Source organism: Streptomyces sp. NPDC046900 (assembly GCF_040644975.1).
Taxonomy (GTDB): Bacteria; Actinomycetota; Actinomycetes; order Streptomycetales; family Streptomycetaceae; genus Streptomyces.
In genome coordinates this window covers 1-22,716 of record NZ_JBEYXD010000091.1, presented here as the reverse complement: position 1 = coordinate 22,716, position 22,716 = coordinate 1, and the positions used below count along the sequence as shown (strand labels likewise).

Below are 22,716 nucleotides of genomic sequence, written 5' to 3'. Positions count from 1 at the left end.
GCCGAGATCATCCACAATCAGCGTCCTAAGCACCTGGAGAACGGAGCAGGAAGTGCCCCTCCCCGCCTGGAACGACCCCGAGCTGGACGCCGGAACCATGATCCGCGGAGCGCTCTGGCTCGTCCAGGAGATCGGCGAGGGCAGCACCTTCACCAAGGAGCAGATCCGCGAGGCCTTCCCCGGCATCTCCCAGGCCGACCGGCGCATCCGCGGCCTGCGCGACTACGGCTGGGTCATGCTCACCAACACCGAGGACGCGACGCTGACGGCCGAGGGCCAGCGGTTCGTCAAGGCCGGGGTCCCCGTCTGGGACCCGGCGGCCCGCCGCGCTGCAGCACCGCAGAAGCCGGTCTCCGCTAAGAAGAAGCAGGGAGTGCTGGCCGACGACGACTACATGTGCACGGTATGCGGCATCTCCGGCGGCGAGTCCTACATGGAGGACTCCAATCAGACGGCCGTGCTGTCCGTCACCCGCCGCACCACCGTCCTCCCCGACGGGAGGGAGGACGTCCTCCTCGTCACGGAGTGCAAGCGCTGCCGCTCAGGTGCCGACGGCAGCCCCGCCCGCGCCGACGAGGCCCTCGCGCAGATCAGAGGACTGGATCCCGGCGACCGGCAGCGGATCCAGCGGTGGATGGAGCGGGGCCGACGCGGATCGACGCCGCTGGAGCGGGCATGGAACGACTACCGGAGGCTGCCCGCAGACGCCCGGGACAGCGTCCGGGCGGCACTCGAGAGCTGACCCCCTCTCCCCCGCACCCGCGATGCGCGCGCAACGGCCGTGTCAGCAGTTGTCAGTGGGACGCCGTAGACTTCCACAGCCTTGCCCGGCTCCTCGCACAGATCGGCCGCCCAGCCCGGGACCTGCGGCTATCGTGCCTGTCGGGCCCCGGTGTTAGGGAAGGACCCGGTGTGCTTGCGGAAGCGGGAAGGCACCGCTGCCCCTGCGCCGGCCTGGCCTGCGCGTCTGGAAGGAGATCGGAATGTCGGCGTCGGAGCGCGAAGAACCGCTCGAGGTCGTCGAGATCTGCGCCGGCGCCGGGGGGCAGTCACTGGGCCTGCACCGCGCGGGGTTCACGCACCGCCTCGCCGTCGAACTCGACCCCCAGGCCGCCCTGACCCTGGACAAGAACCTCCGCAGGCTGCTGGAGGAGGACGGCGTGGAGGCGCCCACCGGCCTCGTGGAGGTCGGCGACGTAGCCGACCCCGAGGTCTGGAAGCCGGAGGACCACCCCGGCATCGCGCTCCTGGCAGGCGGAGTCCCCTGCCCGCCGTTCAGCATCGCCGGCAAGCAGCTCGGCACCAGCGACGAGCGGGACCTGTTCGCCTGGGCCATCGAGGCGTGCGGCCGGATGAGGCCGAAAGCACTGCTGCTGGAGAACGTCCGCGGCCTGAGCACGAACCGGTTCTCCGGCTACCGCCAAGCCGTCCTCGACAAACTCCACGACCTGGGCTACATCGCCTTCTGGAAGGTGCTCCAGGCCTCGCACTTCGGCGTCCCCCAGCTGCGCCCGCGGTTCGTCCTCGTCGCCCTCCTGCCCGAATACGCGCCCTACTTCCACTGGCCGAAAGGCACTCCCGGCAAACCGACGACCGTCGCCGACGCGATCGCCGACCTGATGGCCGAGAAGGGCTGGGACGAGGAGCAGGTCACGGACTGGGCGAAGAAGGCAAGCCGCATCGCCCCCACCATCGTCGGCGGCTCCAAGAAGCACGGCGGCGCCGACCTCGGCCCGACCCGCGCGAAGAAGGCCTGGGCGGCGCTCGGAGTGGATGCGATGGGCGTCGCCGACCACGCGCCCAAGCCCGGCTTCCAGCCCGAGAACGGCGCCGCCGGACCGAAGCTGACAACGGCCATGGTGGCCAGGATCCAGGGCTGGCGCGGCGAGTTCGGCGGCTGGCAGTTCGAAGGGCGCAAGACGGCCGTCTACCGGCAGATCGGCAACGCCTTCCCCCCGCCCGTCGCCAAGGCCCTCGGGGAGGCCATCCGGGACGCGCTGCACCGGAAGGGCGAGCCGCAGCCCCTCGTCGAGGCCTCCAGCCCCGTCCACGACCCCGTGTACAAGGTCCTTAAGGGCAGCACCCGCCCGCTGACCGCCGAGCAGATCATCGTCAAGCTCGCGGCAGACGGCGTCGCCATGGACCAGCCGGAGGTCGAGCGCCGCCTGAACCACTTGGGGCACGACTTCGAGCTGGAGACGGCCGAACGCAAGTCCGGTCAACTCGCCTACAGCCTCGGCGCGTTCAAAGCCTTCGTCGGTCAGGCCGACCACCAGCGCCACAACCTGTTCAACCAGCACCGGGCCAGGATCAGCTGAGCCTTTGCTGAGAGGCGTCTGAGCTTCCGCGCAGCCTCCGTTCCAGGCCCGGGCCGGTCCAGCCAGCTTGCATCGCCCAGCTGGACCAGCCCTGCGCAGCGTCCGCGAAGAGGAGCAGACCCGCTCGGCGTGGAACGCTCACAGCCGCTGCTGCGGCACGCCGTTCACCGAGAGGTCGGGGTCCTCAGCGGGTTGCGGCGGAGCCTGCGCAGGCTGTCCGCCTCCGGTTTCCTTCCGCAGACCCTCCTCCTCAGGTGAGGGGGCGCCGGCGTCCAGGAAGGGCACCTCGGTGTGCGACAGGAGCCGCACCAGCTCGTCGCCGAGTCCGGCTTGGAGCGGGGTGCCGTCCTTGCCGAACGAGTCGATCTCGCCGTCGAACAGGGGCTTCTTGGTGGCCTCGTGGGTGACCTTCACTCCGAGGATGCCGCTGTGGTCGTAGCGGAACTGCACCAGTACCGCGTTGCGTTCGGGTTCGCGCTCCGGCTTGGGCAGCGGGACTTCCAGATGGGAGAGGGGGAAGGCCCGGTCGCTGTCTGCCAGGTAGCCCGCTTCGCCTTCGATGATCTCCACGTTGACGGAGACCGCGTCGGGCCGCGACGGAGTGAAGCGCCGCTCCCCCCTCGCGATCAGGGTGCGGTTGCGGCGGATGATGGGCTGGAAGCCCTTGCGGGGCCCGGCGTCGAAGGCGGTGCCCAGGTCGTAGTTGGTGACGAGGCTGAAGCGGTCTTTTTGGTCGGGGTCGTCCAGGGCCGCCGAGTAGATCGCCGCGCCCCGTGCGACTGCCGTCATGGGGTGGCACAGCTCTGCCGGGACGATCCGGTCGGCGCCCAGGATGCGGCCCACTGCCTCCCGCGCTTCTGGGATCTGCGACGTGCCGCCGATCATGAGCACGGTGTCGATCCCACCGGGGGCGATCCCGGCGTCGTCCAGGGCCTGCTCCAGCGGTTGCATCGCCCGCTCGATCAGCGGCGAGACGGACGCCAGGTACTCGGCCCGCGACACCGTCAGCGTCGTGCCGAGCGCCGGGAGGTCGAAGGGCACCTCGGCTGCGTCGCGACGCGACAGGGCGATCTTGGTGAGCTCGACATCGCGCCGCCACCGGTTGCGCTCTTCAGGGCTCAGGTGCTCGGGCACCTGGCCGAGCTTGGCCAGGAAGATCCGGGCCAGTGCTTCGTCGAACTCCAGTCCGCCCAGTGCGGCGATGCCGCGCGAGGACAGCTCTTCGAAGTACTTCCCGTCGTAGTACAGGACGGTGACGTCGATGGTGCCGCCGCCCCAGTCGAAGATCAGGAAGCGGCCCGGGATGTCGATCTCGTTGGCGTAGGAGACGGCTGCCGCCGTGGGCTCGTTGAGCAGCGCCTTGACCTTGATGCCGGCCAGCCGTGCGGCCGCGCGGGTCCGGTACCGCGCGCCGCCGGTTGCGTTGGCGGGCACGGTCACGACGGCTTCGGACAGGTCGAGGAAGCTGCGCTGCGCGGCTGTCTTCATCTGGGCGAAGAGTGCTGCGGCGGCGGCCGTGGTGCGGAAGGGCTCACCGCCCAGCCACACGTGGTGCTCTTCGAGGGCGGGCGCTCCCGCATCGCCCTCCTGCGCTCCGGCGGAGCGCGTGCCCAGCATCCGCTTGACTGCGTCCACGGGCTCGCCCGGCGCTGTCTTGGCCGCCCAGCCGAAGCAGAGGGTGCGCTGCAGGTCGCGGACGGCCAGGACGGAGGGGAAGAGCTCCTCGAACTCCGGCTGGCGCCACTGGGCGGGGATGCCGTGGCTGTCGATGGGCAGGGTCTCGGTGTGGGTGCCGTCGGACCGGGCGACAACCGAGTTGCTGGTGCCGAAATCGATGCCGAATGTCAACTCGTGCTCCTGGGCGGCTGGTTGTCCTGTTCCGGTGCCGTGCCGACCTGCTGGGGGCGGTACCGGCGGGGCATGGCGACGCCGCCGACGGCTCCCGGCGCGCGTGCGGCGGTGCGGCGGGGCTCGCCGGCCCCGTCCGCGGGCGCAGTCTGAGGCAGCGGGTGCCCGGGCTCCTCGGCGGCATCCCGTCCGCTGCGGTCAGCTGCTGGGTCGGGGGCCGCAGCGCGGCCCGGGCCGTCAGCCTCTGCATGCTGCTGCTCTGCGGCCGGTTCGGTCTGCGGATCTGCGGCCGGCCTGAGGTGCGGCAGTGCGGGGCGGGTTCCGCTGCGCGGTTCGGGGGGTCTGCTGTGGCCTTCCGGCTGCGGTTCCTCGCGGGCGGTCTGCTGGGGCGCGGCGCGGTGCTCGCCCTGGCGCGGCTCCTGGTGGTGGGCGGTCTGCTCTGCGGCTGCAGCCGGCCGCGCGGCGGGCTGCTCCGCGGCGCCGCCGGGGCCCTGCCTGCTGCTGTGCGGAGCAGGGTCCTCCTGCGGGCCTTGCGTCTTGGGCTGGTCTGCTGAGGCGGGCCCGTCGGCGCCGGCGGCGGTCACGGGCCGCTGGCGGTCCTTGTGCGTGCGCGAGACAGATCCGTGGAGCTTGCCTGCAGGTGCGGGAGCCGGTCCTGCAGGCAGGGAGCGGATCCACCCGCGCTCGATCATGCGCCCGGTTTCAGCGTCGACGTATGCCGGACTGACCAGTTCGTAGGCGTCGCCGCTCAGGGGGCTGCCGTCAGGGGTGCCGCTTGCGTCGGCCAGGTTGAACGCGGCCAGGTCGGAGAGTTCCGAGATGCGCCGGACCCCGACAAGGGCCAGTTCCCGGTCGATGCGCTCCTGGAGCTCCGCAAGGGCGCTGGCCTGGGCTGCAGCGCGGTCGATCACCGCCAGCTGGGCCAGGTGGCGGTCCCGGGATCGCATGCCTTCGATCACGCCCGCCCGCACAGCGTCCGCGAGCTGGCGGCCGACGGACCGGATGGCCTGCGCCACCGTCTCAGCGCCGTCGCCTGCCTCGGCCGCGGCGCCCTGGAGCGAGTGCAGGCCCTCGGTGATCCTCGGTTCGACAGACGCCAGGACGGATGCCAGGAGGGTCGCAGCATCGAAGGTCCCTGCCTCGCAGTGCGGATGGCCTTCTCCGATGTGGACGACCACTGGCGGTCGCGCTTTCCGCCGGGGAGGGGCGGCGGGTGCGCGGCCGGCACGGCTCTGCCGCTCCTGCGGCGCTGTCTGGGCCCGCTGGAGCCGGGTGCCGCGTCCCTTGCCCTTGGCCGGCGGCTGTCCCGTCCTGTCCTTGTGCGCGGAGGACCCGCTGCCGCCTTGGGGCTTGTTGCTCACTGGTTGCTGCTTTCTGGGGAGGAGGCCGGGGGGGCCGCCGGGTCGGCTGGGAGCCCTACATTCTGGCAGGCGGCGCGGATGATGGCCCGTGCTGCCTGGTCGCGGGCGTAGTCCCGCTCCTGCTGCGTCGGTGCGGCCGTGCGGCGCGGCATCGGCGGTGCTCCGGCTCCGGTCGCAGCCGCCCCGGCGGCGGGGTTGGCCCATCGCTGGGGCATCAGGGGGACGAGGAAGGGCTCTACGGGGGCGCGGCCCCGCTCGAGTGCCTGAATGGCGTCTTTGGCCTGGTTGACCGCGGCCTCGCCGTCGTCGTCGAGCGCCCGGCGCAGGGCCCGCCACCTTTCCTTCCACACCTGCTCTGGCGCGCTGTCCGCTACGCCCAGGACGAGGTAGGGGTTCAGGACGTGGTCGTCCTCGCGGTGGCGCTGCAGCTGGCGCAGCACCGTGCGGTTGTGCTCGAGGTGGCTGCGCCCGGCGCCGGGCAGCTGGTCTTCGCGCAGGCCGCGGCCCGGCGCCACCGGGCTGATGGCGTCGAGGGCCTCGTCGTAGGCCTCGTCCCCGGCCGGGCTGAGCACCAGGAGGTAGGCGAGGAGGTTCTTGGCCTCCCAGCTGCCCGGCGTCCAGATGTCCCGCAGGGCGTTGGCCTCGTTGCGCGCGTGCTTGAGCAGCGAGTCGGCCCGCTTGGGGTCTTTGAGCAGCTGCTCGCGGTGCGCGGCCCGAAGAGCCCGGTGCATGCGCCGTACGACGAACCAGCTGCCGAAGGCCTTGTCGCGGCGGAGGTTGACCGGAGCCTGCGGGGCGAGCCGCTCGAGTGCCGGCCACAGCCACTTCATGGCGGACAGCTCGGAGGGGATCCGGCTGGTTGAACGCACCTGCGCCAGGTCCGCCGCGAGCCTGAGCTGCTCGTCCGTCAGCCCGCGCGCTTCCTCGAGCACTGCGGTGTCCCCGCGGGCGAGCCGGAGGCGGAACTCCCGGCGGGCCTGCTCCTCAGCCCACCCCAGTCCGCGCAGGCCCTCCATGTCCACCTGCGAGGGGGCGAGCCGGGCCTGCAGGTAGAGGCGGCGGTCGCCGTCTTCAGGGACGGCTCTGGGCGCGAGGTGCCCGGCGTCGACGAGGTCGTCGACCACGGGCAGCGGCAGCAGCTGCGCGAGCCGCTGCTGGTCTTCGGCAGGCACCCGGCCGTACTGGGTGAGCCGCACGTAGTCCGCGTATACCTGCCAGGCTCCGTCGGCCCCGCTTCCCTCCGCATTGCCGTAGCCGGCGGCTACTTGGCCGGGGTCGCCTGCGAGGAGTGCGCGGGCACGGACGGCCTGGCCGGGCGGAAGGAGGGCGTCCACCGCTCCTGCTGCCTCTGCGAGCGTGCGGACAGCGGTGATCGGCGCCAGCGGCACAACAGCGGCGGCCACGAGCCGCGCCAGCTGGTCTGCTGCCGTATCCGGGGCGAGGGCTTCGAGCTGGGGCGCGGGGTGGCCGCCCGCCCGTGCGGCAGCGGCCACTGCTCGGGCCGCCTGCTGCGCCGCGTGCCAGGCCGACTCGGATGCGAAGCCGTCGGGGACCGCCGCTGGCCAGGGGCGGTGAGCAGGCACCGCGGCTTCGGGCGCCGAGGCGCTTGGGGGCTGCTGCGGCTGCGGGGCATGGCTGTCCTCATCGGAGCGTTCGGCCGCGGCCGGCGAACCGGAGGACCGGGCAGCGATCAGAGCCAGCCGGCGCTGACGCTCGCGCTCGATCAACTCCTCGCGGGTCGGCGCGGGAGTGGAGCGGTCGCCGACGGCGGGGTGGGAGAACAGCGGGCCTGCCATCACAGCTCCCCCTCCTCTGCGAACGCGACCAGCTCGCTGGTCACGGCTGCGGGGATGCGGTCCAGGCAGTAGGCGTCGGCGAAGGCCGTGCGCTCGGCCAGGCCGCTGCTGCGGACGAAGTCGCCCACCTCGCGCAGCCGGGGGGCCATGGCTGTCAGCTCAGCGGACTCCAGCGGGTGCTTGACCACCACGGCGAAGGTGTCCTCGGCGAACTCGCCCTGGGCCAGGGCTATGCAGCCGAAGGGGGTGTCGCATACCTCCGCGCTGAGGTCGGTGCGGTCCTCGGCCCAGCGCTTCAGCAGCGTGCTGTGCGCGGCGGTGTCCACGGCGAGCTGCCGCCCGCGCAGGACGCTGATCAGGTCTTTAGCGAGCCTCCAGTCCAGCAGGGGGTGGAGGCGCATGTTGGAGTAGTCGCGCAGGCAGCGGTAGCAGGAGCCGCTGCACTCTGCTGCGTGGTCCGCGCCGAGCCCTGCGAGGTATCCCTCCACTGCGTCGAGGAAGTCCTCGATGTGCTCGGGCGCTCCCAGGTGTGTGCTGAACCCCGCGCCGTTCTCCAGGCTGTCGGCGAGGTAGGCCAGCACCGGGGAGGAGGCGGTGGCCGAGCCGTGGATGCCCGCCAGGAGTTCCTCCGGCTGCACGTCCAGGAACGGCGCGGCGGCCCGGCGCAGGAGGGCGGCCAGCGAATACCAGGCTGCGCGCCTGCCGTGGTAAGCGTCGCGGAATCCGTGCGGCTGCTCGTAGGAGGAGAGGTCGAACCGCAGCCCGCGGTCCGCGTCGAGGGGGGCCCGGGCGCCGAGGAACAGCATGTCGGTGTGCTCCGTTGCTCCCAGCGCGGTCTCGAGGTCGGCCTGCGCTTTGGGGCTGTCGACGACGTGGTAGCCGCCCCACGAGCCGTGCACTCTCTTGAACCGGTACAGACGGCCGTTGTTGCTGTTGATCGTGAAGCGGTCGCCGCTTCCCGCATGGGCGACGAGCCAGTCGTCGGCACTCCTGTGCACCCGGGGGGCGTCCTTTTCGAGGTCTGCTGCGGTGCGGGAGCTGGCACCCCCCTGGCCCCATTCGCGGACGCCGTCGTAGTCGCGCGGCGTCCCGGCACGGAAGCCTGCCGGCTCGCGCATGGGCAGTGCGGCGTAGTTTCGGCCCGATGCCCCGCATGCGGGGCATGACTTCGGCTCCTCGCCGTCCTCAAGCGGCTTGATGTGCGCGCACAGGCGGCACAAGGCGACCCGGGCCTCTGGACCGAATGGCTCGTCCTCGGCCCACGGGCGGGTGCGCCCCGGGCGGAAGGAGACCACTCCCATCGACTGGTAGAGGCGTCCGTCGCGCGGAGTCTCGGACCCGGGCGCGAATTTGGCCAGCGCCACGGCCAGGTTGCGGTCGATCGCGCCGGGCGGGGGCCAGGGGAAGTTCGTCTCGGGCCGCTCGGTGTAGAGGTAGCGCACGCGCGTGGGGAAGCCGAACATCGGCAGGAGCCCTGCTTCGGCGAGCCGCTGGCTGAGCTCAGCGTGCCCCGTTGCTGAGGCGGCCTTGGCGTCTACCCGGTCCAAGAGCTCCTTCACGCAGGGGATCGGGTCGATGGACGCGACGGGCTCCGGCGTTGCAGCCTGCAGTGCGCGAGCCGCCGACTCGACATCGGCATGGTGCCCGTCCACCCAGCGGCGCACTGCCTCCCGGTGCACTGGCCAATCGGCGGCGAAGCCGAACTGGCCGTGGATGTTCTTGGTGAGGTCGGGGTCGCCCTTGCCCCGCGCGGCGGCCACCGCATCGAAGGCCTGCCGGAGCACTTCGCCGAGCAGAACCCGCTCGAAGATCGGCCTCATGTCGAGGGCCAGGTACGGGGGCGGGGTCGGGGCGTTCGTGATCTCTTCCGGCCTGGCGAAGTAGTGCTCGTCGTGGCTGCGCCCGCGGCAGATGGTCAGGGCCGTGGCCGCGGGGCTGCCGCGGCGGCCTGCACGGCCCACACGCTGCTGGTAGTTGAAGCGGGTAGGCGGCATGTTGGCGAGCAGCACCGTATTGAGGGAGCCGACGTCGACGCCGGCCTCCATGGTCGTCGTCACGGAGAGGACCTCGATGCCGTCGGCGTCGGGGACGTCGTCCTCGCCGATGAAGACGTCCTGGAACCGGGCCTGGCGCGACTGGGCGTCGATGCGGTCGGTCTGCCCCGTGAGCTCCGCTGCTCGGAGGGCGAAGTTGCCTGTGCGGGTCCGGGCCTTCCATGCGTAGTAGTCGTCGTTGAGGGCGCCGGTGAACTGCGCCGGAGTGTCCGGCAGTTCGGCCTGGCACTTCGTGCACAGGCCGACGCCCCTGTGCAGGTGCGGGCGTCGGCAGCTGCCGCAAATCCAAGCGCGCCCGTCCCCCGGCCGCAGGGAGACCTTGGAGGGGTCGATGATGTACTGGGCGACTGCCTGCCCCCAAGCGGCAAGCACGCGGTCCTTGACGGTATCGAAGTCCGTGCCATCGCGCTGGGCGATCTTCTTCCAGAAGTGGAGAAGAGGAGCCGGCGGTTTTTCAGAGCCGGCGCGCAGCTCCGTGAAGCGCCGGAGAAGGCCGAGGATCCGCAGGCTGGCGCGGGCGAGCGCGACGTCCGAGTCCGGCGGCATGTCCAGGGGGGTCCGGTCGCCGGACAGGCTGAGCCATCCGAGTCCGAGCGACTCGAAGTCGCGGCCGGCGCCGGAGAACAGCCCGAAGACGAACTCGCGTCCCAGGCTGTCCTCGATCCGCCTGAGGTACTCCTCCTGCTCCTCGGTCAGGCCGGGCTTGAGGCCGCGGTCCTTCTTCCAGTCGAACAGCGCAGTCCACGGGATGCCGTTGTAGTTCTGCAGCGAGGCTGCTGGGCCGCCCGGGTTGACTCCGTAGTCGAGGAGGAGTCCGCGCAGGTCGTAGCGGAGGTCCTGGAGCGAGGGCAGGGAGCCGAGCACCGACTCCAGTTCGGGCTGCCGCTCGGGCTCCGCGTCGATCTCGTCGTTGAGGATGTCGCGCAGCGCAGACAGTTCGCGCGGGTGGCGGTCGCGCAGCCGCTGCAACGCAGCCCGGACCTGCTCCCGGTCGACGGGCTGGTGTGCGTAGTGCGCCTTGACCAGCTGCAGGTCGGCGTGCGGATCGCCCTGTCTCTCGACGACCTCCGCGGCCATGAGCCGCAGGAGGTCCTGGTAGTGGCGCAGGGAGAGGCCGCTGGCGAGTTCTGCGGCGTCGTCGCGGCTGTCGGAGAAGGCGATGACCTTGCGCTCGCCTTCGGGCATGTGGCCGAGGGCCTCGGTGGTGAGCACCTGGTTGAGCTTGTCGAAGCCGGTGCGCATCCGGCGCACAGGGGTGCTGCGCAGGCGCGCGGGATCCTCCAGGCCGATCGGCTTCATCGCACCGGTCCTGGGGTCGCGCGCCCGCTTCACCTCCCAGTCGTCGCCGCAGGCCGGGCAGCGCGTCGGGATCGCCTTCAAGCCCCGTATGTCGAGCGCCGGTTTTCCTTCCTTGTCCTTGTCTGGGACAACGTGGAATGACCAGCCTGTGTACTCGGCCTTGTCGTTGGCGAGTCGGCCTGTGCCCGGTTGGTAGCGGCTCGGCCTGAACTGGAAGGTGGCCTTGGCGCCCTGATGGGACTGCGAGGCGGTCCACTCAGGGCTCTCGAGGCCGAGTTGCGTCTTGCGCGGCCAGTACACCACGTAGTTGCCGGCGCTTGCCGCGCCCGTCGCGTCGTCCGGCAGCTGGTCGAAGTCAGGGAAGTCGGTGTGCAGTGAGCCTCGGAACGTGGCCTTGCCCAGCAGCGTGGGACTCGTGAAGCCGCCGAGCATGAGATCGCCGCAGTTCTGGCAGTACAGCAGCTCCAGGACCCGGGCCCCGCAGCTGCAGCGAGAGGTGGGTGCCCTGAACAGGCGCCCGATGCGGCGCTGCGGGTGCCTGCCGCCTGGGACATCGGGGCACTGAGGGTCTGAGCAGGCCCAGATGCCGTCGATGTTCCGGAAGAACATGTGGGCGCGCAGCTTGGGCAGTGCGGGGTTTGACGCAGCGCCGAGTGCGCGGAGCACGCCATGGAGTGCTTTTGCTTGCTCGCCCTGTGATGGGAGCCCCGGGAAGAGCTGGGCAGCCGTACGGGACAGGCGCTGGGCCTGGGGCTTGCCGTCCGGCGCCAGGGTCAGTGCCAGTGCGTCGGCCGCACCGGTGGCCTGCAGCAGGCGGCCCGCCGGCTCGGTCGCCAAGTCGCCCTCGGCCGCAGCGGCCAGGTCTTGGGCATGGGCGGTCAAGTCGGTGGAGCCGGGCTCGGGCAGTGCAAGGGTTCCGGGCACGACCACGTGCCGCCCGCGCGGCAGTGCGAAGAACGACTCCAGGAACTCGTCGTCCCTGCCCGCTTCGAGAGAGGCCGATGCGGCCAGCACGCGGAACTTCTCGGGTGCGCTCTCGAGCCCGAGCCGGTGGCGCAGCTTGCGGAGCAGGTAGGCGACCTCTGTCCCTGCGGTTCCGCGGTACATGTGCAGCTCGTCGAGAACCAGCGTGAAGCGGGCCCCCGGGGTGGTATCCAGCCAGCGGCGGGTGGCCTCGAACATCGGGGCCTCCTGCGGGCGCAGGAGCATGATGTTGAGCATCGAGTAGTTGGTGACCAGGACGTCCGGGGCCGCGTGCTGCATGTCCCAACGGGCATGCATTTCGGCACCGCAGACCCGCGGGGTGAAATCGTGGATATGGCCGGCGGCGCGCTGCTCCCGCTCGTCGAGCTCTCTCATGTACGAGCGCATCCGGTCCAGGGCGGGCATTGCCTCAGCGCTCCCAGACACCGGCGTCGCGCTGGTGTAGCGGCCGAAGTAGAAGCGGTGGCCCGACCGGTTCCGCTCCAGCCAGTCGCGGGCGGCGTCGCTGTCCAGCGCTCTGCGCAGGCGTACCAGCTGGTCGTCGGCGAGGGCGTTGGTCGGGTAGAGGACCAGGGCGCGCAGGGCGGCCTGGTGCCCGACCTCGCCGACTCGGCTCGGCTCGTAGCCGCCGTTCCCCCTCCACCACGCGGCCTGAGTGGCGCCGCGGCCCGGCCACCGAGCGGACTCAGCGACCAGATCGGCGATGATCGGCAGCATGAAGGCTTCCGTCTTGCCGGAGCCGGTGCCAGCGGTGACGACGATGTCCCGGCCGTCGCGGCATGCGGCAACGAGCGCGTCGTGCTGGTGCCGGTAGAGCTGCTCTACACCGCTGGGGAGGGCGAACTGGGCGAAATCTGCTGCCTGCGGGTGCGCGCCTGCGGCACGGAAGGACCCGGCGACGGGGACGCCGCTCGGGGCGTACTGCGGACGGAGTTCCAGCAGCGGTTCCCGCCAGGCGCCGCCATCGGTGTCCAAAAGGGCACGCCGCTCCTTCATGACTGAGGGATCCTCGACAGCGAACGGCGTGTCGTAGTACCGCATGAGCGTGTCGCGCAGCGCCTGGAAGCTGCCGAGGATGTCCGCGGCCTCGGGCCGCCGGGCCTGCTCGGTGGAATCAGTCATCACTCCGCCTTCCCGGGCGCCGCATCGGCCTTCTGGACTTCGAGCTTCTGGTGCAGGGACTTGGCCAGCCCCTCGGCGGCCGCGAGGGGGACGTTGTCGTAACGGACGGTCTCAGCCAGCTTGTGGAACCGCGGCTGCAGGCCGCTGCAGAGGACGGCTGCACGGGCGTGCAGAGGCGGCAGGGGTGCTCCCCAGTCGACTGCGAGGCGGCCTACACGCTGGCGTCCCGTGCTTCCCTCGGGCTGCCACCGCATCACGCTGCTGCCCAGCCGCTCGTGCTCGAGATAGACGCCGTACTCGTGCTCCGTGCTGAGGAACCGGCCGCCTCTTTTGACCTGGACGAGTCGTGCGTAGTCTGCGCTCCGCCACCGGTACAGGCCGTCTTCGCTGTGTGAATGGGCAGGCTCGTACTCGCGCGTCCCGAGGTTGTACCGCTCAACGGTGTGGATGTTGCCCATTCCTGGCGGGGCGGCTGCAGGGCCCGCTGCCAGTTCGGGCAGGAGAGACACCGCTTGGAGTGCCGCACAGGGAGCGTAGGCGCATCCCAGCCGCCCGGCGTCGCGGGGCAGGTCCTCTGCCGCGTCGTACTGCAAGTAGAGCGTGTCCGGTACAGGGATGTCGCCGTCGGCTGCTTCGTTTTCGACCCAGAGGACCTCAGCCCACTCATCGACGGCGGCATCGACCGCCTGGTCGAAGGATGCGGTCCGGCGCCCGGCGAGCACGGCGAGGCCGTCAGAGAACGGCACCCGCGTGAGCACTGGAGGAGCCGCGGACCACAGCCCTCGGCGCCAGTCCACGTCCACGTGCCCGAGGGCAGAGACATCGCGCAGCCATCGGCCGTCCGCACCCTCGCGTACGGGGATGCCCCTGCTGCGGGCCGCGTGCAGCACGCCGGCCCTCAAGTCCGCGACCTTGCCGCCCCCGAGCTCACTCGCCCACCGCAGCAGCAGATTTCCGATACTCAGCACTCCGCGGCCTCCCGGGCCATATCGACGAAGGCGTCCCACAGCTCTCCGCTGCCCGCATCCGCGGCGCCCAGTACGGCATCGGCCCACGCGCGGTGCTCCGGGCCGGGAGCGAACGAGGGCATCTCGGGATAGGCCGGTTCGACGCACCATTCGCCCTGCCGCAGCTGCAGAACCCATCCGCCGCCGGCACGGACGTCGACTTCGAAGCGGTAGTCGGAAGGCGCCTGCGGCAGCCTCGACCACCAGGAAGGGGTGGCGGGCTCGGCTATCCGCCAGGCCCGCCCGTCCGAGGAGGCGAAGACGGTCTCCTGGGCCCGGCGGCGGCACAGGACCACGCGGGGCGCGGCGCCCGAGCCGGACGTGCCCAGGCCGGCTCCGCGGACCAGGCCGGCGCCGCTGCCCGGGGAGGCGAATGCCGCAGCTTCAGCGCCGGCAGCGGCGAATCCGACAGGCTGCTCCACCTCCGCCAGGCCCGGGGCGCCGTCAGCCGTGGCGAAGGCCAGGACACTCCCCTCCGCCTCCAGGACGTGGCTGCCCGGCTCGAGTCCCCGCGGCCACAGCGGGATCGGAACTCCCCTGGCCTGGAAGGGCGGATCCTGCGGCTGCCCGTCGAGTACCGCCGCGCCCGAGGCGCCGTCGGGCAGCACGAGGTCCGGCTCGCCCCCGGCCAGGTACAGCTTCCTGCTGAGCTTGGGCGCAAGGAGCAGTCCCCCCTGCAAAGCCGCCTTGAACTGCGGAGCGGGCTGCACCGCAAGCAGCGCCCCCTGGACATCGCGGATGGCCTCTTTGAGGGTCACCGCGTCCTCGAAGACCACCCGGGGGTAGAGGACCCACCCCTGCGGCAGCCACGACAGCGAGGATTTGGGCGCGGGCCTGGGGGAAGCCGCCTTCTCCAGCACAGCCTCGACATCGCGGGCAGCCTCGGGCGCCGCGAGGACCATGTGGTCCTCGCCGGGCACGAACCTGTCCACGCTGGTGCGGCAGTCCAGCGACTCGTTCTGCGTCAGCACGACCAGGGAGGAGGCGGGGCGGCTGACAGCAACCCCTTCCCCGACCAGCTGCACGCCCGCGCGCAGGGAGCGGTCGGCGGGCAGCTCCAGCCCGTCCACCGCGTAGTAGTTCGTCTCCCCCAGCTGCCGCAGCGCGACACCCCCAGCCAGCTGGTATGCGTCCGCTCCCGGGCGCGGGAGCCTGGCCAGCCAGCCAAGGCGCCGGTTCTCGAACCGCACCAGGAGCTCCCCTCGCGGGGTCCCGTGGGCCACGTAGTGCGGGGAGCCGTCCCACACATCGGCCAGGCGGCCCAGCAGCCGCTCGACGAGCGGCCGGAACTCAGGGTGGTCGAGCGCCCTCTGGAAGGCCGGCGTGAATTTCGCGGCCTGGTCCCACAGGCGCGCACCCTGCGCCAGGGCCGCTCCCGGCTGGGGCCACGCCCCCCTGTTGCGCGCTCTCATGACGTCGAAGAACTTCGGCAGCAGCTGCCGGTCGGTCCCCCGCAGCACGGCCTGGGACAGGGCGTAGCCGATGCGCGCCTGGTTGCGGGGCAGGTCGCCCGGCGACGGGATCGTGCACAGGCCCCGGTAGGAGCCCCACTGGACCTGCCAGGAAGCAAGCCGCTGCCACATCTCGGCGACTGCCGCGTAGTCGGCCGACGTGAGCACGCCCTCCCTGCCGGCGAGGAGCTCGGAGAAGTGGCTGTGGTAGTTGCTCGCCCTGCGCATCCCGTCATGGGCCATACGGGTCGCGGCGACCACCGAGCAGGCGAGCAGGGGCAGCACCGCCGGCGCATCCTCGCTGCCTGCGCTCTTGGACGCCTCGTACCGCTCAACGGCCTGGTAGGGCCTGGCCTCCCCGGGCCGGACGACCCGGCGCACGGCCTCCCCAAGCGGCACAGCAAGGCGGAAGTGTTCCTGCAGCTGCTGCGCCACCGGCTCGTCGACATACATGACGACCGGGTGGCCGTCCCAGTCCGGACTGAAGAAGGCCTCCTCCAAAGCCCGCTGCCAGTCCGCATACGGCCCGAAATCCACGTCCTGCCCCCACCTCTTACCCACGGCCCACCCGTCCGGGGTCCCCTATCGCCCGCAGACAGGCGCGGCAGATGCCGCGCCACCCGCGCGGTCCAGCCCGCCCCCAGCGCGCTGCACCCTACAAACCACCACTGACATCGCATGGTTGCACTGCTCTGGCAGTGCAACCAGGCAGCGGAGCTCCTCGATCAGGCGAAGGAGCCCCCCCCCGGCACCTGCGATGCCGGTGCAGGCGCCGTCCCGTCCGCCGACAACACCGGCGCCCGCACAACCGCCACCCCACTCGGCACAAGAGGCTCACTCCGCATCGCTTCGCGACTCGTCCCGCAGACGTCCGGGACGTTCCCCACAGCAGCCTCCTGTCGCCCCTGACCTGCACCGCATTGGAAAAGCCCCCGGGCGATGACACAGGCTATCCATGCGACCTACACATAATCGACACCTGTGTCGCAACCGTGATCTTGCCTGGAAGGCAAACAGAACAACCGCCCAGCGGCGAGGCCGGATGCACCTGCCGACGGCACCGGCGGACGACGCCGCTCCAGTCCCCCACCGCGCGGACCTGGAAACGGGAGAGGACACGCACGGACTCAGGGCAGTCGGCAGTGCAGCCGCACTCACCGCATCCACGGCAGGCGCCGATCCGGGCTCCTTCGAGGCGAACTGCACCGCGCGGACTTTGCCGGATGCGTCCGTCTGCAGCCAGAGCCGACTCTACGATCAGGCTCTCGCCGCCTTCCTCACAGGAGGCCGCCATGGGGAAGCGATCATTGATTGCGACCGCGAAATCACAGGGGGAGCACGTGGCTGATCAGCCGGTATTCGTTCTGGGCGCGGATCTGCAGGCCCTGGAGCAGGCCGCATTCGAGACCGAGGCGGAGTTCCAGGAGCTTCTCGCGCGCCATCCCAGGATCCTGGACTTCGGCTCGCTGGCTGACGGCCAGCCGCTCAGACTCGTGCTGGTGGCGCGGGAGATGGGTGTCGCAACGAGCGCAGACGGTGCGCCGGCGTACTGGCTGGACCACCTCTTCGTCGACGCCGACGGGGTGCCGACGCTGGTGGAGGTCAAGCGGGCAAACGACACGCGTATCCGGCGCGAGGTCGTGGGTCAGATGCTGGACTACGCAGCGAACGGAGCGCGCTACTGGCCTGGAGCACTGCTCCAGCGCTCTTTCGAGGAGACCTGCGCCGCGGACGGCCGGCCGGTGGAAGAGGCGTACGGGGAGCTCCTCGGCGACCGCTCCCCGGAAGAGTTCTGGGCAACGGTCGAGGAGCGGCTGGCCGCCGGCCAGATGCGGCTGCTGTTCGTCGCGGACCGGATCCCGCTGGAGCTCAGGGCGATCGTCGAGTTCCTGAACCGGCAGATGCGGCAGACCGACGTGTACGCCATCGAACTGACCCAGTACCGGGGCAGCGGAGACCTCCGGGTCCTGGTCCCGCGCATCCACGGGGAGGTCGCCACCGCAGCCAAGTCCCCTTCCGGCCGCCGCAGCACGCAGAGGACCAAGCGTGCCGACATGGACGCGGCGCTCCGCACGCGTCTCGCCCCGCAGCTGAGGCAGATCGCGACGGCACTGCTCGATCACGCGGCAGCCAGGGGGCGGCTGGAGGGCGGAACGGCCACCTACCCGAGCATGTCCGCCTCCTACCCCGTCGCCGGGCGGCAGGTGCCGATCTGGACGCTGTCCCTGTACGAGACCCCTCCCAAGGAAGAACTCGCCCTCAGCTTCGGATCAGTCACCCACCACCTCGGCCCGGATCAGGCGGCCGCCTTCGCCAAGTCGCTGCCGGCCGTGCCCGAATGGGAGAAGAAACTGGAGGTGCAGCGCCAGAAGGGCTACATAGGCTGGCCCTCGCTCCCCCTGAGCGCCCTCGCTGCCCAGCCCGCCGCCGCAGAGGGCATCCTGGCCGCGATCCAGCAACTCATGGGCAGTCACGAATCCTCCGCCTGACCGGCTCCCGGTGACCGGTACCCCGTCACCGGACCGGTGCGCCTGTCCTGCAGTGTCGAGATCAACCCTTGGCCAAAGCTGCCGGGCTCGGGCGCTGCGAGGCCGGCCGGCACGAGCTGTCGGAGCGTCAGTGTCTGAGCGGCCGTCCCGGCCAGGGCGAGGACAGCGGCAGCAGCTCGTCGTGCCACGCGGCGCGGCCCCGGGCCGCAGCAGGCGGCGGCCAGCGGCGCTGGCCGGCCTCTTCCCGCGCTGCGAGTGGCAATCGGCGCTATCTGCCGCTTGCACTGCCGCACCGCTGATCAGACGTCCGTCGCAGATGTGGCACACAGGGCTCCACGGCCGGGCCCGCTGCAGCTGACGTGCCAGGCGGGTATGTGCTGCTCGCTGCTTTGCGGCCGCGCGGTGCGCGGCGGCCGGGACACAGGCATGCCGGGTTCCTCGGCGGCGGCCCACTGCCGTACGCCGCGCCGGCCTGTCCGCCTTCGGGATGCAGCGTTGGGGGCCGGGGCGTGCGGGGAAGGCTTCTGACCCTGGATTGTCCGCGTGTTCGGGTTCCGCCAGGGCGGCTGGGTCGGCAGGCGGGGCGCAGGGGCAGCGCTTTTTAGCACAGGTGCACCTGGGTGCGTAGGGCGGATTTCAGTCGTGTGTCTTGTCTGGTGGTTCTGGACTCGGGCCGCTTCGGAACCGCTGCCTACTTCTCCGGCTCGCTGCAAACGCAGCGTTGGGCGTTGCTCGGCCGCCATGCCGCGGCTGGCGGGGCGGGTGGGACAGGGGAGGCGGTGCGGCTGCGGGTGGAAGCTTGCATAAAGACGGCTTGCTTTATGCGCTCTTGAGGTCGGCTGATTGCCACTCAGTGATGCGACAATCGGCTATATCGCAGTTGGGGGGATGGATGGCGACGCCGAGCAGAGGGAGCCCCGCGATACAGCGCCTGCAGCTGCGCACAGAGTTGCGCAAGCACCGGACGGCGGCCGGCCTGACGCAGCGGCAGGTAGCGCAGCGGATGGAGTGGTCGCCGAGCAAGCTGCTGCGGATCGAGGCCGGAGAGGTGGGTGTCTCCGTCAACGATCTGCGCCCGCTGCTGGATCTGTACCGGATCACTGAGAGGACCGCCGTGGAGCGGCTCCTCAACCTGGCTCGGGGAAGCCGGAAGATGCCGTTCACCGAGTACCGGGACATCTACGACAAGGACTTCCTCGGCTTTTTGGCCATGGAGTCATCCGCGTCCGTCACGCGGAGCTTCCAACCGCTGGTCATGCCCGGTCTGCTGCAGACCGAGGAGTACGCCATGACGATCATCCGGGCCTACACCCCGGATCAGTTCTCCGAGCAGCAGCACCAACGCATGCTCGAGGCGCGCATGCTGCGGCAGGAGGCTCTCGACCGCGACCACGCGGAGGCCTACTTCATTCTGGACGAGTCGGTGATCCGCCGGCAGGTCGGCGGGCCCGGCGTGATGCGCGCGCAGCTGCGGCGGCTGGCCGAACTGGCCGCCCACCCCCGACGGAACATCATGATCTTTCCGTTCAGCCGGGGTGTGCATGTCGCTTCCCAGGGGCCCTTCACCCTCTTCGAGTTCGAAGGGGACATGTCGCCGTTCGTGTATCTGGAGAATCTCCGCGGCACCGCGACGGTCAGCACGGCGACCGAAGATTTCGTCTCCTACCTCGAGCTGTTCTGGAAACTGGAGGAGCAGGCCATCAAGGGAGACCGGGTCCCGCAGATCTTGCTGCAGATAGCCGAGCACCTGGAGACCGAGCCGCACGACCTGCACGTGCCGCCCGAGGGAAACGGCTGACCCGGCACGGCCACACCCCTTGTGTGCCCCCTCTCGGTGCACGTTCCCGGCGAGCACGGCGCCCGGCCGGGCAGGGCCGGCACACCGCCTGCCGGGCCGTATCGCGGGTGGGGCCGGGCATTTCCAGGGCGGCGGTGGGGCGGCACGCAGGGGCGCACGGAGGCAACGACGGGGCGCACGGCGTATTCGACGCCGACATGACTGTGGCTCCGCACAGGCGAAGCCACAGCGGGAGCGGACCCGCTGCAACGGGTGCGCCCCCATGCTGATCGCCCGGGCCACCGGAGACCAGCGTATGGGCCACGGTCGCGCATCTGGTGCACGTTGGCAATCGCTGCTGGTGAAGACGGCAGCAAGCCGCGCAGACGCAACCGCTCTCAGGTAGGTGTTCTCCGCCAGGAGGCGGGATAAACCACCAATCTGCTACCTAGCGTGTGGCCGGATCGCAATCGGAAGAGCGTCGAAAAGGCGGGCGCAGCGGGACACCTGGCAGCGGACTACCGCCGTGCCGCGACAGCGGCATATCGAACACGCAAGGAATGACCACGTTGCGGCCAGGGCATTCCCCCAGCAGACAGCCGTCCGTCTGCAAGCGGCACGGCAGTTGGCACCATCAAGTCCCGGGCCATCTGGAGCACACCATGTCAGAGCTCAACCCTTCCCCGAGGAAACCGAGGGAAGAATTCCGCACCATTCCCGTCCTGCCTCGCGCCAATGCCGTGGCCGCCACCATCGTGGCGATCGCCACCCTGGGCGCAGCCATCACCATTTTGATCCTGGCTCCCGACGACTCCGGCAAGGCAGCAGCCGGAGCCATCGCCACCGCAGGCTTGGCCCTAGCCGGCCGACTGGGCAGCCCCAACCGCTGAACGAGGGTGCACGCGAAGGCTGCTGGCACTTGACCAGCACCTCATGCACACACCCTGCCAACCGCCTGCGCGCGGGGAGGCGTCGCGTCTGCCCGCTACCCGTGCGCAGGTCCGGCATGCTCCGCGCACGCCGCCGCCACAAACGCGTTCCACGAGCGCGCACTGAACGCCAACAGCCCCGTCGTCGTGGCCTTGGAGTCCCGCACCAGGACATCGCGCCCCGTCCAAGCGACCTCCACGCACTGGTTGCCCGCAGCATCGCTGAACGACGACTTGCGCCACGACCACGAGGCGTTCATGTCTGCGCCCATCCCTCTCGCCCATAGAACATGGGCGCATGTATTCATCAGCAAGACACACGGAAATTGCCGATTTGTCGGCTTTTAGCGGGTCTCAGCATACATGCGTCATAGGTCACAGCGACAGCCACGGCGACTCCAGCTACAGGCAGGCCACATTAGCGCCGCACACCCCGACCGGCCCAAATGGCCCTCCTCCCCACGCTCGCGATCAAAGGCCAATGCTTTTACCTGCGGGATCAAACAGACCCTCCCCCGGTCGTCCAACCGTCAACACCCTTGGGTCGAGCAGAACGCGTGCCGTGCGCGCCCGACTGCACCGGCCGCAGTACCCGGCTGGCCATCGCGGCGCATGCGGGCGCGGCGATCGCTGAAGAGACCTGCCGAACCGGAGTTTGGCCGGTATGAGCTGACGCCCGCAGGCCGCAACTTTCACTGAAAGGCCGGCCGTGCACCTGGGACGCTTCCTTGGTACAGGTCATGCAGCGTGCGCTGCGGGGCGCTTGAAGACCTGCCGCTGGTGCCAGTCGACGTACTGCGCACCGATGGCCGAGTGGCCGGGCCGAGGCGCCGCAACACGCCTGCCGTGCAGGGCGTCGACAGCCTGCCCGGCCGTGCTGCAGGCTACATACCAGCGGGAGACCTGGATCCGCAGGTCCGGCCCGAGTCCGAGCACACCGAGGTCGAAGAGCGCGTGGTGCAGGGAGCACAACGCCAGCCCGTTGCTCACCACGTCCGGACCGCCCTGGCTGTGCCAGCGCACATGGGCGGCCTCCACACCCACCGGATTGCGGCCGATGGCGCCGTCGAACCCGCAAAACGCGCACGCGTAGGCGTAGGCGTGCAGGACGTCCTCGACGAAACCCGGCCGCCGTACCCGCTGCACTCTCTGCCCCGGGACGGAGATCGCATGCGCAGCCCAGCTGGTCACCTCGAGGCCGACAGCGTCACAGATGGGTGCTTCCAAAGCCGGGGTGAAGTGCTGCTGAAGCAGGAGCCCGGCAGCCGCCGCCACGGCGCCCGGGTCGGCGAGCAGCCTCTCCACCTCGGGGCGCATCCGGCCATGGGCGCCGTGGGCGCGCAGCCACCCTCCCCGATCCGGATCGGTCGGAGGTATCGGCCGGCCGCCGCTGTCCCACAGGTCCCACAGGTCCCACAGGGTACGTTCCAGGTGCACGAAGGGCATCGCGGCCCGCTGCTTGGCCTGCGACGGGTTGGTCATCGCCGGACCGAAATCGTTGATCAGCCTGCTGACAGGGCCTTCGGCTTCGTCATAGGTGACCGCAGTACTCCCCAAGGTGACGAACCGGCCCAGCAGCCACAGCACCAGCAACGGCTTGTGCGGCGCGCGATGCGCACCGATCCGCGCCTGCCGCAGCCCCGCAAGGGTGCTCAACAATTCGTCCCGCGTCATCACGACGGCCACCCTGCCATGTCGTCAAGGTCGCGCTCGCCGCGGGCTGTGTGCACGCAACAGGACGTGCGCACACGCCTGGTGTCACAAGGGCGGTTCGCCACTCCAACCGCCGGTTGAGTGCTTCACACCGCCCGGCTGTGAATCTCAGCTCGAGCAAAAGACATCATTCGAGAGAAACAACAGACTCCACACGCTTTACTATCTCTATGCCGGGCTACTTGCAGCAGTTAATGTCGCTGCCCCATATGCCGGCCCGAGAACACAGAGCGCTTGGCTCCGTACGTCTGCGCTCACCAACCTGGCACAACCGGCCAGGCACCAAAGGAAAGGTTCACCACCATTGAGGCGCACCCCGCGGTGTGGACACCTGATAATGGATCTTCTTGGTCCTGGAAGGTGTAGATCTACGTGGCACGGCCCTCGAAGTACAGTGCGGAGTTCCGTTCCGACGCGATCGCGTTGTGGCGGGCTTCGGCGGGCAGGCGGACGTTCAAGGACGTCGCGGCCGATCTGAACGTCAATCCCGAGACGCTGCGGACGTGGGTGCGCGACGCGGAGGGCCGTCCGGCGGCCGCCGGTGCGGTGGAGGGTCCGGAGGGCGAGT

Annotated in this window: 14 protein-coding genes; 6 read left to right on the top strand and 8 right to left on the bottom strand. The window is 70.5% G+C overall.

The features are described 5' to 3' along the window. Positions 1–52 precede the first annotated feature (52 nt). Both ABZ904_RS42645 and dcm read left to right on the top strand, forming a co-directional pair. The gene (locus tag ABZ904_RS42645; protein WP_361829508.1) at positions 53–742 is read left to right on the top strand and encodes a hypothetical protein; all 690 of its coding nucleotides are present in this window, start codon (positions 53–55) and stop codon (positions 740–742) included. Between the two features lie 241 nt (positions 743–983). Next, positions 984–2,318: a DNA (cytosine-5-)-methyltransferase gene (gene dcm, locus ABZ904_RS42640; RefSeq protein WP_361829506.1), complete on the top strand. Its 1,335-nt coding sequence runs from the start codon at positions 984–986 to the stop codon at positions 2,316–2,318. Between the two features lie 138 nt (positions 2,319–2,456). Here dcm and ABZ904_RS42635 read toward each other — a convergent pair whose 3' ends face one another. From ABZ904_RS42635 to ABZ904_RS42610, 6 genes are read right to left on the bottom strand one after another with little or no spacing between them, the layout of a single operon-like run. Beyond that, positions 2,457–4,166: an Hsp70 family protein gene (locus tag ABZ904_RS42635; RefSeq protein ID WP_361829504.1), complete on the bottom strand. Its 1,710-nt coding sequence runs from the start codon at positions 4,164–4,166 to the stop codon at positions 2,457–2,459. Beyond that, positions 4,163–5,527: a hypothetical protein gene (locus tag ABZ904_RS42630; RefSeq protein WP_361829502.1), complete on the bottom strand. Its 1,365-nt coding sequence runs from the start codon at positions 5,525–5,527 to the stop codon at positions 4,163–4,165. The genes ABZ904_RS42635 and ABZ904_RS42630 overlap by 4 nt, the downstream gene beginning before the upstream one ends. After that, the gene (locus ABZ904_RS42625; protein WP_361829500.1) at positions 5,524–7,323 is read right to left on the bottom strand and encodes a hypothetical protein; all 1,800 of its coding nucleotides are present in this window, start codon (positions 7,321–7,323) and stop codon (positions 5,524–5,526) included. Before ABZ904_RS42625 ends, ABZ904_RS42630 begins: the two co-directional genes overlap by 4 nt. Continuing rightward, positions 7,323–12,782: a DEAD/DEAH box helicase gene (locus tag ABZ904_RS42620; protein WP_361829498.1), complete on the bottom strand. Its 5,460-nt coding sequence runs from the start codon at positions 12,780–12,782 to the stop codon at positions 7,323–7,325. The genes ABZ904_RS42625 and ABZ904_RS42620 overlap by 1 nt, the downstream gene beginning before the upstream one ends. Beyond that, positions 12,782–13,750 (bottom strand): hypothetical protein, encoded by a 969-nt coding sequence (locus ABZ904_RS42615; protein WP_361829496.1) that lies wholly within the window; start codon positions 13,748–13,750, stop codon positions 12,782–12,784. The genes ABZ904_RS42620 and ABZ904_RS42615 overlap by 1 nt, the downstream gene beginning before the upstream one ends. After that, complete coding sequence (locus ABZ904_RS42610) at positions 13,744–15,777, bottom strand: hypothetical protein (RefSeq protein ID WP_361829494.1); 2,034 nt, start codon at positions 15,775–15,777, stop codon at positions 13,744–13,746. The genes ABZ904_RS42615 and ABZ904_RS42610 overlap by 7 nt, the downstream gene beginning before the upstream one ends. 803 nt (positions 15,778–16,580) lie before the next feature. On the opposite strand from ABZ904_RS42610, the gene ABZ904_RS42605 reads away from it, so the two are divergent. The 3 genes from ABZ904_RS42605 to ABZ904_RS42595 all read left to right on the top strand — a co-directional run bounded on the left by ABZ904_RS42605 (position 16,581) and on the right by ABZ904_RS42595 (position 20,396). Next, a complete protein-coding gene (locus tag ABZ904_RS42605) occupies positions 16,581–17,729 on the top strand; it encodes a hypothetical protein (RefSeq protein WP_361829492.1) in 1,149 nt (382 codons plus the stop codon). 892 nt (positions 17,730–18,621) lie between these two features. Continuing rightward, on the top strand, positions 18,622–19,527 hold the full coding sequence (locus ABZ904_RS42600) for a helix-turn-helix transcriptional regulator (RefSeq protein WP_361829490.1): 906 nt from the start codon (positions 18,622–18,624) through the stop codon (positions 19,525–19,527). A 641-nt stretch (positions 19,528–20,168) separates the two neighbouring features. Continuing rightward, positions 20,169–20,396, top strand: a complete 228-nt coding sequence (locus tag ABZ904_RS42595; protein ID WP_361829488.1) for a hypothetical protein — start codon at positions 20,169–20,171, stop codon at positions 20,394–20,396. A gap of 95 nt (positions 20,397–20,491) precedes the next feature. Here ABZ904_RS42595 and ABZ904_RS42590 read toward each other — a convergent pair whose 3' ends face one another. Together ABZ904_RS42590 and ABZ904_RS42585 are read right to left on the bottom strand one after the other, a co-directional pair. Continuing rightward, the gene (locus tag ABZ904_RS42590; protein WP_361829486.1) at positions 20,492–20,695 is read right to left on the bottom strand and encodes a DUF397 domain-containing protein; all 204 of its coding nucleotides are present in this window, start codon (positions 20,693–20,695) and stop codon (positions 20,492–20,494) included. A gap of 478 nt (positions 20,696–21,173) precedes the next feature. After that, complete coding sequence (locus tag ABZ904_RS42585) at positions 21,174–22,109, bottom strand: phosphorothioated DNA-binding restriction endonuclease (protein ID WP_361829484.1); 936 nt, start codon at positions 22,107–22,109, stop codon at positions 21,174–21,176. Positions 22,110–22,520: 411 nt separating this feature from the next. On the opposite strand from ABZ904_RS42585, the gene ABZ904_RS42580 reads away from it, so the two are divergent. Continuing rightward, positions 22,521–22,716, top strand: a 196-nt coding sequence (locus ABZ904_RS42580) for a transposase (RefSeq protein ID WP_361829482.1), incomplete at its 3' end; no start/stop codon positions are given.

Coding starts and splice junctions, on each gene's coding strand:
- dcm (WP_361829506.1), top strand. CDS start 984: ATGTCGGCGTCGGAGCGCGAAGAACCGCTCGAGGTCGTCGAGATCTGC.
- ABZ904_RS42620 (WP_361829498.1), bottom strand. CDS start 12,782: ATGACTGATTCCACCGAGCAGGCCCGGCGGCCCGAGGCCGCGGACATC.
- ABZ904_RS42600 (WP_361829490.1), top strand. CDS start 18,622: ATGGCGACGCCGAGCAGAGGGAGCCCCGCGATACAGCGCCTGCAGCTG.
- ABZ904_RS42590 (WP_361829486.1), bottom strand. CDS start 20,695: ATGAACGCCTCGTGGTCGTGGCGCAAGTCGTCGTTCAGCGATGCTGCG.
- ABZ904_RS42585 (WP_361829484.1), bottom strand. CDS start 22,109: ATGACGCGGGACGAATTGTTGAGCACCCTTGCGGGGCTGCGGCAGGCG.
- ABZ904_RS42625 (WP_361829500.1), bottom strand. CDS start 7,323: ATGGCAGGCCCGCTGTTCTCCCACCCCGCCGTCGGCGACCGCTCCACT.
- ABZ904_RS42595 (WP_361829488.1), top strand. CDS start 20,169: ATGTCAGAGCTCAACCCTTCCCCGAGGAAACCGAGGGAAGAATTCCGC.